Source organism: Trichococcus flocculiformis, assembly GCF_963662535.1.
In the GTDB taxonomy this organism is placed as follows: Bacteria; Bacillota; Bacilli; order Lactobacillales; family Aerococcaceae; genus Trichococcus; species Trichococcus flocculiformis.
Window position 1 is genome coordinate 2,693,299 of sequence record NZ_OY759718.1, and the last position, 16,059, is coordinate 2,709,357.

13 protein-coding genes are annotated in these 16,059 nt (G+C 46.1%); 2 read left to right on the plus strand and 11 right to left on the minus strand.

What is annotated here, in order from left to right; translation table 11 throughout:
• Positions 1-16: 16 nt before the first annotated feature.
• The 3 genes from ACKPCD_RS12840 to pth form a co-directional block, all read right to left on the minus strand.
• The gene (locus ACKPCD_RS12840; protein ID WP_321433433.1) at positions 17-1,639 is read right to left on the minus strand and encodes a putative polysaccharide biosynthesis protein; all 1,623 of its coding nucleotides are present in this window, start codon (positions 1,637-1,639) and stop codon (positions 17-19) included.
• A complete protein-coding gene (mfd, locus tag ACKPCD_RS12845; protein ID WP_321433434.1) occupies positions 1,629-5,153 on the minus strand; it encodes a transcription-repair coupling factor in 3,525 nt (1,174 codons plus the stop codon). Before mfd ends, ACKPCD_RS12840 begins: the two co-directional genes overlap by 11 nt.
• A gap of 114 nt (positions 5,154-5,267) precedes the next feature.
• Entirely contained in the window at positions 5,268-5,837 is a 570-nt protein-coding gene (gene pth / locus ACKPCD_RS12850) for an aminoacyl-tRNA hydrolase (protein ID WP_321433435.1), read from the minus strand.
• 389 nt (positions 5,838-6,226) lie between these two features.
• On the opposite strand from pth, the gene ACKPCD_RS12855 reads away from it, so the two are divergent.
• Complete coding sequence (locus ACKPCD_RS12855; protein ID WP_068559028.1) at positions 6,227-7,204, plus strand: L-lactate dehydrogenase; 978 nt, start codon at positions 6,227-6,229, stop codon at positions 7,202-7,204.
• Between the two features lie 273 nt (positions 7,205-7,477).
• Here ACKPCD_RS12855 and ACKPCD_RS12860 read toward each other — a convergent pair whose 3' ends face one another.
• Both ACKPCD_RS12860 and glmU read right to left on the minus strand, forming a co-directional pair.
• Complete coding sequence (locus ACKPCD_RS12860; protein WP_321433436.1) at positions 7,478-8,458, minus strand: ribose-phosphate diphosphokinase; 981 nt, start codon at positions 8,456-8,458, stop codon at positions 7,478-7,480.
• A 96-nt stretch (positions 8,459-8,554) separates the two neighbouring features.
• Positions 8,555-9,931, minus strand: a complete 1,377-nt coding sequence (gene glmU, locus ACKPCD_RS12865; protein WP_321433437.1) for a bifunctional UDP-N-acetylglucosamine diphosphorylase/glucosamine-1-phosphate N-acetyltransferase GlmU — start codon at positions 9,929-9,931, stop codon at positions 8,555-8,557.
• Between the two features lie 206 nt (positions 9,932-10,137).
• Here glmU and ACKPCD_RS12870 point away from each other — a divergent pair, with 206 nt between their 5' ends.
• Positions 10,138-10,671, plus strand: a complete 534-nt coding sequence (locus ACKPCD_RS12870; protein WP_288926739.1) for a cupin domain-containing protein — start codon at positions 10,138-10,140, stop codon at positions 10,669-10,671.
• 323 nt (positions 10,672-10,994) lie between these two features.
• Here ACKPCD_RS12870 and purR read toward each other — a convergent pair whose 3' ends face one another.
• The 6 genes from purR to ACKPCD_RS12900 form a co-directional block, all read right to left on the minus strand.
• Positions 10,995-11,822 carry a pur operon repressor gene (purR, locus tag ACKPCD_RS12875; RefSeq protein ID WP_086987876.1) on the minus strand — a complete coding sequence of 276 codons (828 nt, stop codon included), beginning with the start codon at positions 11,820-11,822 and terminating at the stop codon, positions 10,995-10,997.
• Between the two features lie 158 nt (positions 11,823-11,980).
• A complete protein-coding gene (locus tag ACKPCD_RS12880) occupies positions 11,981-12,790 on the minus strand; it encodes a metal ABC transporter permease (RefSeq protein WP_321433438.1) in 810 nt (269 codons plus the stop codon).
• Positions 12,736-13,443, minus strand: coding sequence for a metal ABC transporter ATP-binding protein (locus ACKPCD_RS12885; RefSeq protein ID WP_086987874.1), 708 nt, complete (start codon positions 13,441-13,443; stop codon positions 12,736-12,738). Before ACKPCD_RS12885 ends, ACKPCD_RS12880 begins: the two co-directional genes overlap by 55 nt.
• An 18-nt stretch (positions 13,444-13,461) precedes the next feature.
• The gene (locus tag ACKPCD_RS12890) at positions 13,462-14,430 is read right to left on the minus strand and encodes a metal ABC transporter solute-binding protein, Zn/Mn family (RefSeq protein ID WP_321433439.1); all 969 of its coding nucleotides are present in this window, start codon (positions 14,428-14,430) and stop codon (positions 13,462-13,464) included.
• Positions 14,431-14,597: 167 nt separating this feature from the next.
• The gene (gene ispE, locus ACKPCD_RS12895; RefSeq protein ID WP_321433440.1) at positions 14,598-15,458 is read right to left on the minus strand and encodes a 4-(cytidine 5'-diphospho)-2-C-methyl-D-erythritol kinase; all 861 of its coding nucleotides are present in this window, start codon (positions 15,456-15,458) and stop codon (positions 14,598-14,600) included.
• A gap of 238 nt (positions 15,459-15,696) precedes the next feature.
• Positions 15,697-15,954 carry a Veg family protein gene (locus tag ACKPCD_RS12900; protein ID WP_068559042.1) on the minus strand — a complete coding sequence of 86 codons (258 nt, stop codon included), beginning with the start codon at positions 15,952-15,954 and terminating at the stop codon, positions 15,697-15,699.
• Between the last annotated feature and the right edge of the window lie 105 nt (positions 15,955-16,059).

The following is a 16,059-nucleotide window of genomic DNA, read 5'->3' on the forward strand; positions in this document are numbered from 1 at the left end:
CTTCTGGAAAGCTTTCCTATTTTAAATCGCTCGTTTTATCCGGCAATTTGCGCAGCAGTTTTTTCCCGAACGGAATACTTACCCACTCCCGCAAAGTTAAAAGCCTCACCTTTAAAATATACCATAAGAATACGCCCACACCAGCACAAACTGTCACCACAGCTATCACGGAATCCGTCAGCCGGCCTCCATCAGTGAAGAGATACCTTTCCAGACCGACCCGCAACGCCCATACCGTAACAAAAAGGACAAGGCATCCAGCCAGCAGTTTGCGGACAAAGTGATCCGTGAACCAGACATCCCGCAAGGCGCGTTCACTGTTCATCCAAAGCACCAACACCATGGCAGCCAAACCGGCTATCAAAGCAATGCTTGCTCCCATCGTCCCCAGCGGTTCCACCAACAGCAAATTGCCGAAGAATTTGACCGTAAGCCCCGCTGCCAGTGCAACCAAAGAAATCTTGTACTGACCCAAACTTTGTAGGATGGAATGATAGGCTGTCATGATCGAAGCCGCAAAAATGGCCAAAATGTATACGGACAGAACGGCAATTCCTTCCCGGTCCCCAAAAAGCATGTTGTTGACATTCGGCAAAATAGCCAACAATCCCGTTACCGCAGCTGCTGAAAAAACGCTTGTCATCCGCAGCAACGACACAGCTGATCGGGTGAATTCGTTTTGGCGATTTTGTGCGTGCGCTTGGCTCATCATCGGAATGAAGCTGGCCGAAAAACCAGTCCCCACCACCATGCCCAACTGCACAAGCGGCTGCCCACGGTCATAGATTCCCTTGACATTTTTGGCCAAGTCGCTGGCTTTACCGCCGTCCAACAAGCCGTTGTAGAGTGTAAACGAATCAATGAGCTGGAACAGGACCAAGATAGCGCTCAACAGGCAAATCGTCGCCCCTTCAGTCGCGTAACGGCGGATCAGACGTCCCCATTGGGCATCCGACGATTCCTGTTTCAGAAGTCGCCCATCCAGCACCAGCGTATCATCATTCTGCCTTTCTTTGTGATAGGCGACCAACAGGATAAGACTGCCAAGGATCGCACCGATAGTCGCACCGCTCATGGCATTTGCGCCCATCGCATAGAGATCCCCTTTTGTTTGTGTGTACAGATACGCCGCAAAAAGAATCGCACCGACACGCACGAGCTGCTCCGCTACTTGCGAAACAGCTGTCGGCTCCATGCGGTAATTGCCTTGGAAATACCCCCGCAATGTTGCCAATATCGGCATCCACAAAAACATCCAGGATACCGATTGCAAAATCGGCTTCAGCTCCGGATCTCCCATCAGTAGCGCCAGTCGACCTGAAAAGCCATAAATCCCCATGAACAGGATGAATCCGAAGACGCCAAGTATGACCAGGCTGCGTTTCAATATCATCCTGCGGGTCCCGCTATCCGGCGTTTCCGCAATCATCTTCGAAAGAAATACCGGAAAACCCGATAGAGCGAACGTCATACCGATACCATAGATAGGATAAACTTGCTGATAGACATAAAAGCCTGTGTTTCCCACCATATTCTGGAACGGCACACGATACACCGCACTGAGTATTTTGCTGATGAAAGCGGCTAAAGACAGCAACAGCGCACCTTTCATCATCTGCTTCAAGCGATTATTTTCCATCTGTTCCATCCGTTTCAGCTACGCAAGCTTTGATGAAAGCATTCAAATGATTCAGCCATTGGCGGTTCGGTAATTTCCCAATAACCACACTGACAACCAATTTGGCATTATTCAGATTAATCTGCGCCTTCAATGGTATGTTGCTGAGGGCTTCAAACACTGCAGGCCCCTGCAAGCGGACAGTCGCTTCTTGAGAAAAGGTGATGACGACCGTTTCGCCTTGGCGCTTGATTGTTTCGATTTGACTCTTTTCTGCGTAATTTTTTATCAGACCAACCTCCAACAAATCGGAAACCTCTTGCGGATAATCACCGAAGCGGTCAATCAGATCTGCATCGATTTCATCATGATCGGCGACACTTTCGATACGCTGGATCCGTTTGTAGAAGTCGATTTTCTGCCGTTCATCCTCTATATAATCGGCTGGTATATAAGCATCTATACTCAAATCAATTTCGACGATCGAACGCTTCGATTTCGCTTTCAATCCACGTTTGGCCGCAACTGCTTCTCCCAGCATCTCCGAGTAGAGGTCGAATCCAACCGAGTCGATGAAGCCGTGCTGTTGCGCACCCAATAGGTTCCCAGCTCCACGTATCGACAAGTCACGCATAGCAATCTTGAAGCCCGCGCCCAGTTCCGTGAATTCTTTGATCGCCTGCAGTCTTTTTTCACTGACTTCAGTCAGCATCTTGTTCGGCTGATACATCAGATAGGCATAGGCAATCCGATTTGTCCTACCGACACGTCCGCGCAATTGATACAGTTGCGACAAGCCCATCCGATCGGCATTTTCGATGAAGAGCGTATTGACATTCGGGATGTCTACACCTGTTTCTATAATGGTTGTGGTGACCAGCACATCGTAGCGGCCTTCGATGAAATCCATGATGACATTTTCGAGTTGGACTTCCGTCATCTGGCCATGCGCCACTGCGACACGGACATCGGGGACGAGTTCGCGGATCTCTTGGGCTTTCTTCTCGATGGTTTCCACCCGATTGTAGAGGTAGAAAGCCTGACCTCCGCGGGCCAACTCTCTTTCGATCGCATCCCGGACGGCTCCGTTATTCTGTTCCATGACATATGTCTGAACCGGATAGCGGTTTGCCGGCGGCGTTTCGATGACGGAGAGATCTCTGACCCCTAGCATCGACATATGCAGAGTACGCGGAATCGGTGTTGCCGTCAACGTCAATACATCCACAGAAGCTTTCAGTTGTTTCAAGCGCTCTTTATGTTTCACACCAAATCGTTGTTCTTCGTCGACCACCAATAATCCCAAATCAGCGAAAACAACGTCCTTCGATAAGATCCGGTGCGTGCCGATAACGATATCAACTGTTCCTTTCCGGATGCCGGCAAGTGTTTCATCTTGCTGTTTCTTCGTGCGGAAGCGGCTCAACAAACCGATTTCAAATGGGTACTCTTCAAATCGTTGGGTCAACGATTCATAGTGCTGTTGCGCCAAAATGGTCGTAGGGACAAGGAAAGCAGCTTGTTTTCCTTCCTGCACTGCCTTAAAGATGGCCCGCATCGCAACTTCCGTTTTTCCGTAACCTACATCACCGACAAGCAAGCGATCCATCGGCTTGATGCTCTCCATGTCCGCCTTGATTTCAGCAGTACTACGCAGTTGGTCATCCGTTTCGGTGTAAGGGAAGGCGTTCTCGAATTCGAGTTGCTCCGGCGTATCCGGTTGATAGGCGTACCCTTTTTCTGATTCGCGATTGGCGTACAGTTCGATCAATTCATCAGCGATATCTTCGATTTTCGAAGCAACTTTCTTTTTCGTTTTCGCCCATTCCGTCCCACCCAATTTGTGCATTTTGGGCGTTTTGGCATCGGAGGAGACATATTTTTGGATCAAATGGATTTGCGTCACAGGAATGAATAATTTGGCTCCCTCCTGGTATGCGATCGACATGTAGTCTTGGTGGACACCTCCAACTTCAATCGTTTCCATGCCCGTGTAGAGTCCTATCCCGTGATTTACGTGAACGACATAATCACCGGGATTCAGTTCCGTGTAACTCTTCAGTCTCTCGGCATTCGTCATTTTTTGGCGATGCGGCTGTTTCTTAGTGACTTTATTGAAAAGTTCCTTTTCAGTGACGAATACCACTTTTTCCTGCGGCAATTCGAATCCGTTCGCCATTCCGCCGACCAGGATATTCACCTTATTCTCGATAAACGGATCGTTGCCTTTGATGTAGCTATGGACGCCGAAATCCGCGAATATCCGCTGCACCTTTTCAGCGCGTTCGAAAGACGGGACCATGACAAAAACCGTCATATGCTGCTTAAGCCAACGTTCCATTTCCAGCTTGACTTGCGGCATCTGACTGAAGAAGTTGTTCAGCGTTCGGTATTGGAAAGGATAGACTCCGTGGAAGCGCATATTTCCGAAGCCCCTATGGAACAGTGCGTAATAGATGCGATGCTGTTTGGATTTTTTGATCACCTCGCGGATATCCGCGCTGAAATCCTGTGAAGGCAAGCATACGCCTTCCGACACTTTGGACATTTTCCATTCCGATGATTCGCTTTCTATTGTCCTTTCAACCTCAAGTATGCGGCTGTAATCGTCCACGATCAGCAGCGCATCTTCGGAGATATAGTCCAAAATCGTAGGCTGTTCCGGATAGACTAAGCTTGTGTAGAGCTGCGGATCCTTAGACAGTTCGCCACGTTTCATATTATCCGTCAGTTCGGAGAATACACGAGTCATACTTTCTTTGACTTCTTGATTCTTGATACCTTTGATGGCCTTCTCAGCCTTTTTCTCTACCGCACTGGCCTGCTTGACTATCTCCGCTTTCGTGAAAATTGTGTCCTGCGCCGGCAAAATTCGGACAGTTTCGATAGAGTCGACGGATTTTTGGGTGTAGGCATCGAAATAACGCAATGTGTCGATTTCGGTATCGAACAGTTCCATTCGCAAGGGGTTCTCTTCGTTCAGGGCATAGATGTCGATGATGCCTCCGCGAATGCTGAACTCACCTGGGCTGGCAACCATCCGTTCTCGTGAATATCCCATTGCAACCAATTTCTCAGGCAAGCTGTCCATATCCAACTCCATGCCAACGGAAAAATCTAGACAATGCGTTTCCCAGATTGAATCTGGAGAGAGGATTTTTTTGAATCCGGCAGCTGGGGTCACAACGATCCCTTTTTTGCCGCTATTCAGAAAATCCAACGTTTCAACCCGTTGACTGCGGTATTCGGGTGATGAAAACGCCAGTTCCGCCGCAGTCGATTCCTCAACCGGGAAGATATACAAAGGAACCTCCGGCGCCATTTGACTAATGTCTTCGTACACTTGGGTCGCTTGGAGCAAATTCGGGGTCAAGACAACAATCGTCTTCTGCAATTCTTCGAACAGGATATTCGTCAGCAGATTGCGGCCTGATCCGGAAAGCCCTGCTACCAACTGCGGTAGTTCTGAATTGATTTCAGACAATAACGTCTGTATATTTACTGTTTCCTTTAAATATTTTTCTATATCTTTCATTGATATTCTCCTCATTAATCATATGTTCTGCAGAAGAAAAGGTTATCGCTTTCATCTCGATTCATTATTGCAGATTGTACAGCAGACACAAAAGAGGTCCAGCTAAAGCTGAACCTAACCTCTTTTATTGAATTGATTCATTGTTTCCAAAAAATTGTTCCCTTTGATGAAGTGGTCGATTGCATCCACACTTTCTTTTACGGAGTGCAACATTTCGGCGTGTTCATCTTTTGGAAAAGGACTCAAAACGTGCTGAACGACCGTCATATTGTGTTGAGGTCTTCCGACCCCGATGCGGATTCGGTTGAAATCCTGAGTACCTAGGTGCTGGATCAAGCTTTTGATGCCATTATGCCCGCCAGCTCCACCTTTTTGTCGAAGCCTTATTTTCCCTACAGGCATATCCATATCATCGTATACGACAACCAGATCTTCGATTGCAATGTTGTAGTAGTCCATCAATGGTCTCACCGCTCTTCCCGAATCATTCATGAATGTCAGCGGCTTGACGAATAAAACTTTTGAACCGTCTACGGTGGTCTCTATGTATAACGCTTCAAATTTATTTTTATTGTATTTCTCTTTATTCTGAAAGGCCCACTCGTCTAAAGTAATAAAGCCGACATTATGCTTCGTATCGGTATACTTAGGACCTGGGTTCCCCAATCCAACGATCATTTTCATTTATATTCCCCTATTTTTCCAGTTGTTGTTCACTCCGTCTGGGAACAAGTACCTTCTTCCCTTTACGCCAAAAAAGGCCGCACGAATTTCCTCCGCACAGTTTACATGCACTTAGTATACCATACTCCTCGCATATTCGTAAGAAATCGGATTGGCATGGGCAAAAAATATTATGAATGTTGTGAACAAACTCGCAAACCCCCATTGTAAATAGAAGTGTTTTATTTTATAATATATTTATATATCATTTCACAGGTTGTTCACTTTCTATCACTGTCGCGCAATCATCGTTGGTTCTGAAAATCTTTGCCGATCGGGATAGGCCCAAAGAGTAATCACCTTTGTTTAGTGTTATAATAGAACCAGCAAATAGCGAGAGGAGCATTATAATGGCAGAATTGAGTGGAAATACGGGACAAAAAATTATTTTAGTCGGTGACGGCGCTGTTGGATCAAGCTATGCGTTTGCATTGGTTACTCAAAACATCGGTCATGAGTTGGGTATCATCGATATCAACAAAGCAAAAACAGAGGGAGATGCGATCGATCTTTCTCACGCTTTAGCTTATACTTCACCGAAGAAAATTTACGCAGCATCGTACGCAGATTGTCACGACGCTGATATCGTAGTATTGACTGCGGGAGCTGCCCAAAAACCTGGCGAAACCCGTCTCGATCTAGTAAGCAAAAACTTGCGCATATTCAAATCAATCATCGGAGAGATCATGGCTAGTGGATTCGACGGCATTTTCTTGGTCGCATCCAATCCAGTGGATATCCTTACTTATGCAACTTGGAAATTTTCAGGACTTCCCGCTAACCGTGTCATCGGTTCAGGCACTTCCCTGGACAGCGCTCGATTCCGCCAAAGCATCGCTGCACTTGTAGGCGTAGATACCCGTAATGTTCACGCCTATATCTTAGGGGAACACGGCGACACCGAATTCCCCGTGTGGTCCCACGCTAACGTTGGCGGCCTGCAAATTTACGAATGGGTGAAACAAACTTCTGCTGTCGATGAAAAAGCTTTAGTCGACGTCTTCTTCAAAGTACGCGACGCTGCGTATGAAATCATCGAGAAAAAAGGAGCGACTTTCTACGGAATCGCTGTAGCCTTAGCCCGTATCACAAAAGCAATCCTGAATGACGAAAACGCGATTATGCCTTTATCCGTCTATTTGGATGGAGAATACAACCACAAAGATGTCTTCATCGGCGTTCCGGCAGTCATCAACCGTTCCGGTATCCGCAATATCATCGAAATTCCTTTATCTGATGCAGAACAGGAAAAAATGGATCTATCCGCTACAACACTGAAAAAAGTGTTGGAAGAAGGATTCGCCAGCCTCGAAGCGGACGCAAAATAATCGTTTCCAATCCAAAACACCCGCCCTCCTATAGGAGAATGCGGGTGTTTATTTGTTTTTTGTGGTTTTCGGTGATGTGGGGTTTGATTTTTGGGGTTGGGGGCTGTTAGGGGGATCGGAAACATGGATTCTTTTTAGTTATTCATCTTTTCCAGCACCACTATCTACACCTGCCTACGCCTGCTCTCTCCACATAACTCCTAACCAACGGACAACCGCACCTTCAAACAAAAAAGCCCTCCCAAGGGAGGACTTTTTTCAACAATCGCATTCTTAGTCGATGATTACAAATTTTTCTTGGAACAATGGGCTTACTGAGCGGTTTTCGTGGATACGTTTGATTGCTTCAGCGATTAATTGTGAAACGGATACCTGTACGATTTTTTCGCTGACTTTTTCAGCAGGGATATTGATCGAATCAGTAACAATCAATTCTTTGATTACGGAGTTGTTGATGCGGTCCATGGCTGGACCTGACAATACAGCATGTGTGCAGCAAGCATAGACATCCAACGCGCCTGCATCCTGCAGTGCTTGGGCTGCCAATGTGATTGTACCTGCAGTATCGATCATGTCGTCAATCAGGATACATTTTTTGCCTTCGACATTGCCGATGATGTTCATGACTTCGGCGACATTCGCTTTCGGTCTTCTCTTGTCGATGATAGCGATCGGCGCTTTGATGAATTCAGCCAGTTTGCGGGCTCTTGTCACACCGCCGTGATCTGGGGAAACAACGACAACGTCATGGTGCAAGACTTCATGATCCAGGAAGTAGCTAGCCAATAACGGAGCTCCCAACAAATGATCGACCGGGATATCGAAGAAACCTTGGATTTGAGGAGCATGCATATCAAGTGTCAACAGTCTGTCAGCGCCGGCTTGCGTGATCATGTTCGCCACTAATTTTGCTGTGATCGGTTCGCGTGATTGCGCTTTGCGGTCTTGGCGTGCATAGCCGTAATACGGCAACACGATGTTGATCGTTTTGGCGCTCGCGCGCTTCAATGCATCGATCATGATCAAAAGTTCCATCAAGTGGTCATTTACCGGAGAACTTGTCGATTGGATGACGTAAACGTGGCAACCGCGGATACTTTCGTCGATGTTGATCTTGATTTCACCGTCGCTGAATTGAGATGAGGAAAGGGTTCCTAACTCCACACCAACGTCAGCCGCAATTTTCTCAGCCAAAGGGCGATTTGAACTTAAGGAAAAAATCTTAAGTTTTGGATCTTTGTAATGTTCTGTCATGATAATCCTCCGTTAATCTTTTGTTTTTACCAAATTTAACACATGCTGATATTGTAATTTCAAAATTATTCTACCATACATGCATAAGGTTTTGCTTTATTTTTTGGCTGGCGGCAATTTCTCCCAGTAGCCGGGCTTGTTCTCTTGGCGGCTGCGGGCGATGCCCATCGCGCCTTCAGGCACATCTTTTGTGATGGTCGAACCTGCAGCCAGGAATGTATTGGCTTCGACATTGACAGGCGCCACAATGTTCACGTTGCAGCCGATGAACGTATTGTCCCCGATGCTGGAACGGTGTTTGTTTTTTCCGTCATAGTTCACGAAGACAGTGCCGCAACCGACGTTGATGTTTTTACCGAGATCAGCATCTCCCACATATGTCAAATGTCCAACTTTTGTGTCTTCGTTCAAAATCGCATTCTTCACTTCCACAAAATTTCCGATGTGGACGCGTTTTCCAATGTGGCTGTTCGGTCGCAAGTGGCTGAATGGACCGATGTTGCTGTCCGATTCCATCACGGAGTCTTCCAAGTTTGAACTTCTGACTTGTACGCGGTCACCGATTGTTGTGTTGCTCAGTTCTGAGCCCGATCCGATGAAGCAATCTTCCCCGATGATCGTTTTCCCTTTCAGGAATACATTCGGTTCAATAACTGTGTCGCTTCCGATGACCACATCCGACTCGATGTAGGTATTATCCGGATCGATCAAGGTAACGCCGTTGCGCATGTGTTTTTCATTGATGCGTCTCTTCATGTAGACGGAGGCTTCAGCCAACGCCACACGATCGTTCACTCCCAAAGCTTCGCCCATGTCGCTCATCTGGTAAGCTGTCACGATTTCACCTTGGTTCTTCAGGATTTCGATGACATCCGGCAAGTAATACTCGCCTTGCGCATTGTTGTTGTCTACTGATTGCAGCGCGGCAAACAAAAACTTGTTATCGAACGCATATGTGCCGGTATTGATTTCTTGCACGAGCACTTCTTCCGGAGAAGCATCTTTTTGTTCCACAATTTTTTCTACATTATCTGACGCATTTCTGATGATGCGGCCATAACCGTTCGGATCAGCAGCATGCGCAGTCAGGATAGTTGCTTTTGCTTTTTTCTCTTCATGGTATTGCAACAAGGATTCCAAAGTTTCAGCCGTCAGGAGCGGTGTATCTCCGCAGATGACCAACGTAGTGCCTTCTTCGTTCTCCAGCACAGCTTGCGCTTGCAGGACAGCGTGCCCTGTTCCCAATTGTTGCGCCTGCAATACATATTCCGAACGATCCCCCAAGCATCCTTTAACAGTATCCGCACCGTGCCCTACAATTGTCACTACCTTTTCAATGCCAGCAGCCTCTACTTGATCCACGACGTGCTCTACCATTGGTTTTCCGCAAACTGCATGCAGTACTTTGTAAAGCTTACTTTTCATGCGCGTTCCTTGACCAGCAGCAAGTATGATTGCAAAACGATTAGCCATAAGCAACTCCTATCTTTTCATTTTATTCCTTCAACTAAATTATCTTAGCGTAAAATCTTGCTTTTTTCAATATGATGCCGTATATAAATACAGACTTCTTTTCATTTTCTAATGGAAATACGAAGAATGCGTATACATTATTTTTTATTGACCGGTTTTTTGTTTATAATGATGAACAGAAAGATACATTGAAAGGATTGGTTCCAATGACAAAACCGACTGCATCATTCTGGATACACGAGTTGTTGCTTCAACCGCACGCGGAAGGTGGCTATTTTCGCGAAACCGGCCATTCTCCTGAACTGATCGTCACCGACGACCGGAGAGAACGCTACCTATACAGTAATATACTTTTTTTGCTGACTGCAGATAACCCATCCCATTTTCACCGTTTGAAGGCCGATGAGGTCTGGTATTTCCATGAGGGCAGCGCCTTGACGATCCACCTGTTGCATCCCGATGGCCGTTATGAAGCGGTCAGTATGGGGCGCCATCCAGAAAAAGGTGAACTCTTCCAATTCACAGTTCCGAAAGGGGTCATCTTCGGAAGCAGCGTAGAAGGCTCGTCCGGAGACTATGCTCTTGTGAGCTGTATGGTTTCCCCAGGATTCGATTATAATGATTTTGAATTATTGACTTATGATGCATTAATCAAAACCTATCCTGATTACGGGAGCATTCTGGAAAAATTAGCCTACAAAAAAATTCCGGAGACTTCTTTCCGGAAAGATCATGTGTGATTTCTTCCGAAATTTAACTCGGTGAATAGCGCTGTTTTGCCAATCCGCAACAAAGAGCCGACCCTTGATGCGTTCAAGGAGCCAGCTCTTTTTTTAACATATAGGAATTTATAAATTTTTTTCAACTCAGAAGTGCATCACCGTAGGTGTTTCACAAGATTGCAACATATTTCATGCATCTAAAATGATGTCCAGCTTCACGGGTTAGCCCTTCGGAAATTAGATAAATCTGTCCTATTGCGCTCTTCGATGCTCAGTCGGACAGATTTCCTAAATTTCTTTCAGGGCTGAACGAACCCGTTCAGCTTTTCTTATCGTTATTTTCAATCGGTGCTTGGATCGAAATAATTGCCCAAGCCCACACTGATGGAATGGTCTTTCAAATCAATATTGTTTACGCGGATAAGCGATGTATAATCGAATACTTCACGTTTGGAATTGTAGCCCGCTTCTGCGAATACGGTTACGCCGACTGTTTCCGACTCAAATTCGGAAATCATGCTGCGCATACCATTGATGGTGCCTCCACCTTTGAGGAAATCATCGACGATCAGAACTTTGGAACCGCGGGGCAGACTGCGTTTGGACAGTTCCATTTTTTCTACTCGATCTGATGAACCTGAGACATAATTGATGCTCACAGTTGAGCCTTCTGTAATTTTCGAATCACGACGAACAATGACGAACGGCACATTTAGATACGTAGCGACTGCTTGCGCAATCGGAACCCCTTTGGTGGCGACAGTCATGACAGCATCCACTTTTTTGTCAACATATTGAGCCGCGATGACACGTCCGATTTTCTGGAGAATTTCCGGATTGCCCAACATATCAGAAAGATAAACGTATCCTCCCGGTAACAGACGATCTTTACTGTTCATGATTTCGCACATTTCTTCTATAATTTCGCGGGCATTTTCTTTGTTGATTGTCGGAATATACTTGACGCCTCCTGCTGCACCCGGCAGCGTTTCAACAATCCCCGTTCCACGGTCTTCAAATGTTTTTTTGATGATGGATAGATCTTCACTGATGGAAGATTTCGCTGATTCATATCGTTTAGCGAAATAGGTCAATGAAATCAACCGATGCGGTCTTTCTAGTAAGTAACGGGTCATATCAACTAACCGTTCACTGCGCTTTATTTTCACTCCAAATCTCTCCTCATATTGCGTTCTTTCCTCTATTATATAGTTAATTGCTGAAAAATAAAAGCTTTTAATTGTTTATCGTTCGTTTTTAATCGAATTTTAGCAAAAAAAACAAGAGCAATGTTCTGCTCTTGTCCATATATCTTATTGTTAAGATTCTACTTCTTTTCGACTAGGACCTTGTAGATACTGGTCAAAATGAACATGGCCACGAAAACCAGGGTGATTGTGGCTCCCGGAGGCGTCCCGTACTGATAGGATGCGAACAATCCCCCGTACATTCCCGTCAAACCGATGCCTATCCCAAGCAGGATGACCCCGTTGAAGGTATGCACTAACCTCATCGAGATGGCTGCAGGCAGAATCATGATCGAAGAAACCAACAATGATCCGGTAATCGGCATCACCACGCTGATGGCAACCCCTGTTATTACAGACACCAACAGAGACATCATGCGGACCGGCAAGCCCGCTGTATGGGCCGTGTCTTCATCAAACGTCAATACGTACAATGGCTTGCGGAAAATCAGATACAATAAAACGACTATGATTGCCAAAGCCAACAAGATAAGAATCTGGTCATCATTTATCGTGATGATCGATCCGAACAGGAACTGTTCGACACTAGCGTTCTGTTTCCCTGACACGAAGCTCATCAACACCAAAGCGACTGCCATCCCCGTAGCCATCAGAATCGCAACCGATATTTCCGAATACCCTTTGAAGATGACGCGCAAATATTCGATTCCGATTGCCGCCAAAATAACGATGCCTAAAGTGGTGAGCGTCGGATTGATGTTCAGAAGCATTCCTAAAGCGACTCCCGCTAAGGATACATGGGATAATGTGTCCGCCATCAGGGACTGCCGTCGTAAAATCAGCAGCAAGCCCAAAACGGGCGCCATGATTGCGATTAATGTTGATGCTTGGAAGGCTCTTTGCATAAATCCATAGAGAAACATCTCCAAGGCGAATCCTCCTTTCTGACCAGTTGGATATGAGTATCCACAAATTCTTTGATATCTTCGTGCTCATGCGTAACCATGATGATCGCTTTGTTGTGTACCTGCGAATTGTGCTTCAGCAAACGGTAGAAACGCTCACGCGATTCTTTGTCCATTCCAGTTGTCGGCTCATCGAGCACAAACAAATCCGGATCGGTTGCGAAAATACGTGCCAAGGCAATGCGTTGTTTTTGCCCACCGGAAAGCTCCCCGATTTTTTTGTTGCGCATCTCCCACATACCCACGGATTCCAAAGCTTTTTTTACATGGGTATGATCTTCTTCGTCCAATTTTTTGAACCATCTACCTTTTTGGTATCTGCCGGATTCCACAAACTCCAAGACTCTGCTTGGAAAGCCGATATTGAACGACGAAATTTGCTGCGGGGCATAACCAATCGTAAGCTTTTCTCCGCGATAGTTCACTTTAGAAATTGTCGCGCTGCCTTCCCGAGGGTTCAGCAGTCCCAGGATGCTCTTCAATAAAGTAGATTTCGCAGCACCGTTTTCGCCTGTAAGAATGACGAACTCCCCTTCGTGCACTTGGAAGGTTATATCCTGCAGGACAGGTTCATCATCGTAATAGAACGAAAGATGCTGTACATCGATGTAATCCATTCGAATTCCTCTCTTCTGTTACTGGATCACTTTTTTCAAAGCTTCCAAATTTTCCTCCATCACACTCAAGTAATCTTTACCCGCTTCTTGGTCTTCATCGGTTATCCCTTCAAGCGGACTCAACACTTCCAGAGCGGCACCTGTTGCTTCAGCCAAGGTTTGTGCTGTTTTTGAGGAGGCACTGTCCGAGTAATAAACGGAAGTGATTTGATTATCGATCATAAACCGCTGTAGTTCAGCCAGTTTGGCAGGATTCGGTTCCGCATCGGATGACACATCCGACACCGCCACCTCAGTCAGTTCGTAGCGACGGGCAATGTAGCCGAAAGCTGCATGCTGGACGACGAATGTGCGGTTTTCGGCAGTTTCAAAAGCAGTCTGATAAGATGCATCCAGTTTCGCCAATTTTTCGTTAAAAACAGCAGCATTTGCTTCGTAACTCTCTTTGTTGGCTTCATCAGCCTCAAGTACTCCGGATAAAATGGCATCGACTTCCTCTTGTGCGTACACCGGATCCAACCAGACATGCGGATCGACATTGTGTGCATCTTCGCCTGCTTCATGTCCCTCTTCTTCATCGTGTTCTTCTTCGGCAGCCGCATCCTCTACCATTTCAAATAACGCGATATTCTCTGCAGCTTCCACAACGATCACATCGCTCGATTCAATCGATTCCAAGACGCTGGGCACCCACGTTTCCATTTCATCACTGTTATAGATGAACACATCGGCCTCAGCAATAGCCGCAATATCCTGCGGTGTCGGCTCATAACCATGCGATTCTTGACCAGCATCCAGCAGAACGGAAACTTCGCCATTGTCTCCTACTACATTTTTCGCAAAATCATACATCGGATAAAAGGTTGTGACTACCTTAATACCGTCCTCAGAAATGCCTGTTTCGCTGCTTTCATTTGCTCCGCATCCAACTAAAAAGAACGCTGCCGCAGATAAAATACCTGTCATTTTTAATCTATTAAGCATCATTTATTATCCCTCCAAAACGTAATGATTCCTGTTTAAGGTCCGATAGACACTTTATCACACCTGCACGCAACGCGTCAACCATTTCGCTTCCGTTTCACAAGCAAAAACCGCGAACATCCTAAGGAGTTCCGCGGTTGAGGCAGAGCGGTCTTACACTGCATTTCTGATTATTCTTCATTGAGCAGTCGGACCATGTATACTTCTTCGCAGAATCCGCGCAGACTGTTGTAGGCACGTTTGATGCGCGATGTATTCCTGCTGAAGCCGATGATGGTCGGGCCACTGCCGCTCATCGTCACACCGTCCAGGCCGTACTTCTCCATCCGGTCCTTCAATTTGCGCAGTTCCGGATGTTTATTGAAGGTCACTTGTTCCAAAGCATTTCCTACATTCTGGCACATCCGTTCGTAATCGCCCTCTTCGATGGCTTGCGCCACGATGCGGGAAGTCGGCTTGTGTTGCAGTTCCTCGACAGCCAGCAGACGGAAAATCGTCTTCGTCGAGACGCTCAGGCGCGGTTTCGCCAAAATCACCCAACAGGATGGCATCGGCCGCAATTTCCGGACGATTTCCCCCCGGCCCGATACGAAAGCAGTGCCGCCCACTATGCTGTAGGGAACATCCGAACCTACTTGGTTGCCGATCGCAATGAGTTCTTCAACAGAAAGCTGCAGATCCCAGATCTTGTTCAGCGCGCGCAGAGCTGCGGCGGCATCCGTGCTGCCGCCGCCCAATCCGGCTGCAACAGGGATTTTCTTGTCGATTTCAATTTTGATTCCCTTCTTTATCCCACAACGGTCTTTAAGAAGCCTCACTGCTTGATAGACATGATTACGCGTATCCACGGGCAGAAACACTTTATTTGTGTAGATCCTGATTTCATCTTCTTCGAGAGGAGTAAAAGTAAGATGGTCCGCGAGGTCGACTGAAGCCATCACCATTTCGAGTTCATGATAATAGTCATCCCGCTTATACAGTACATCTAACGCCAAATTTATTTTTGCCGGCGCACGTTCAATCCATTCCATCGCTCCACGCTCCTCTCCACTGTTCTTATAATACAATACTAGCGTAAGCGTGCCCTTTTTAAAAGAAATATATGTCAACAAACAAGAATTAGTTTCTGAATGCACAATATCTCATGGCTCAGTGCCCGGAACCGGTTTGTTCCTCACACGCTTCCGCATGCATCAAGCGATTTTTCGATAAAAAAAAACAGACATTTCGATGTCTGTTTGATTTATTTGGAATAAGTTCTTACATAATTTAAGCGTACTGGCATTTTTCTTCATCGTAAAATAAGATCTCTACAGCTTCGGTTAAAACATCTGCATAACTGTATGATACACGTTCAAATGCATTTTCGTTTTGGTCTAGATCAACTACAAATACAGCATGATACGTTTCCCGTAAAATACCTTTTCGTTCCGTCTTGCGTTTGCGTCCTGCTTGCGCAGTCAGCATAACTTTTTGCCCTAAGTGACATTCCAGTTGTTCTTTAATCTGACTCAAATTATCCGGCATTCTGTTTCACCTCACTGATTTACAGTATAACACAGATAAATTAAAATAACAAGTATATCACAGAGGACGTATGCACGCAACTATGAAACGAATAAATTTTTAAAG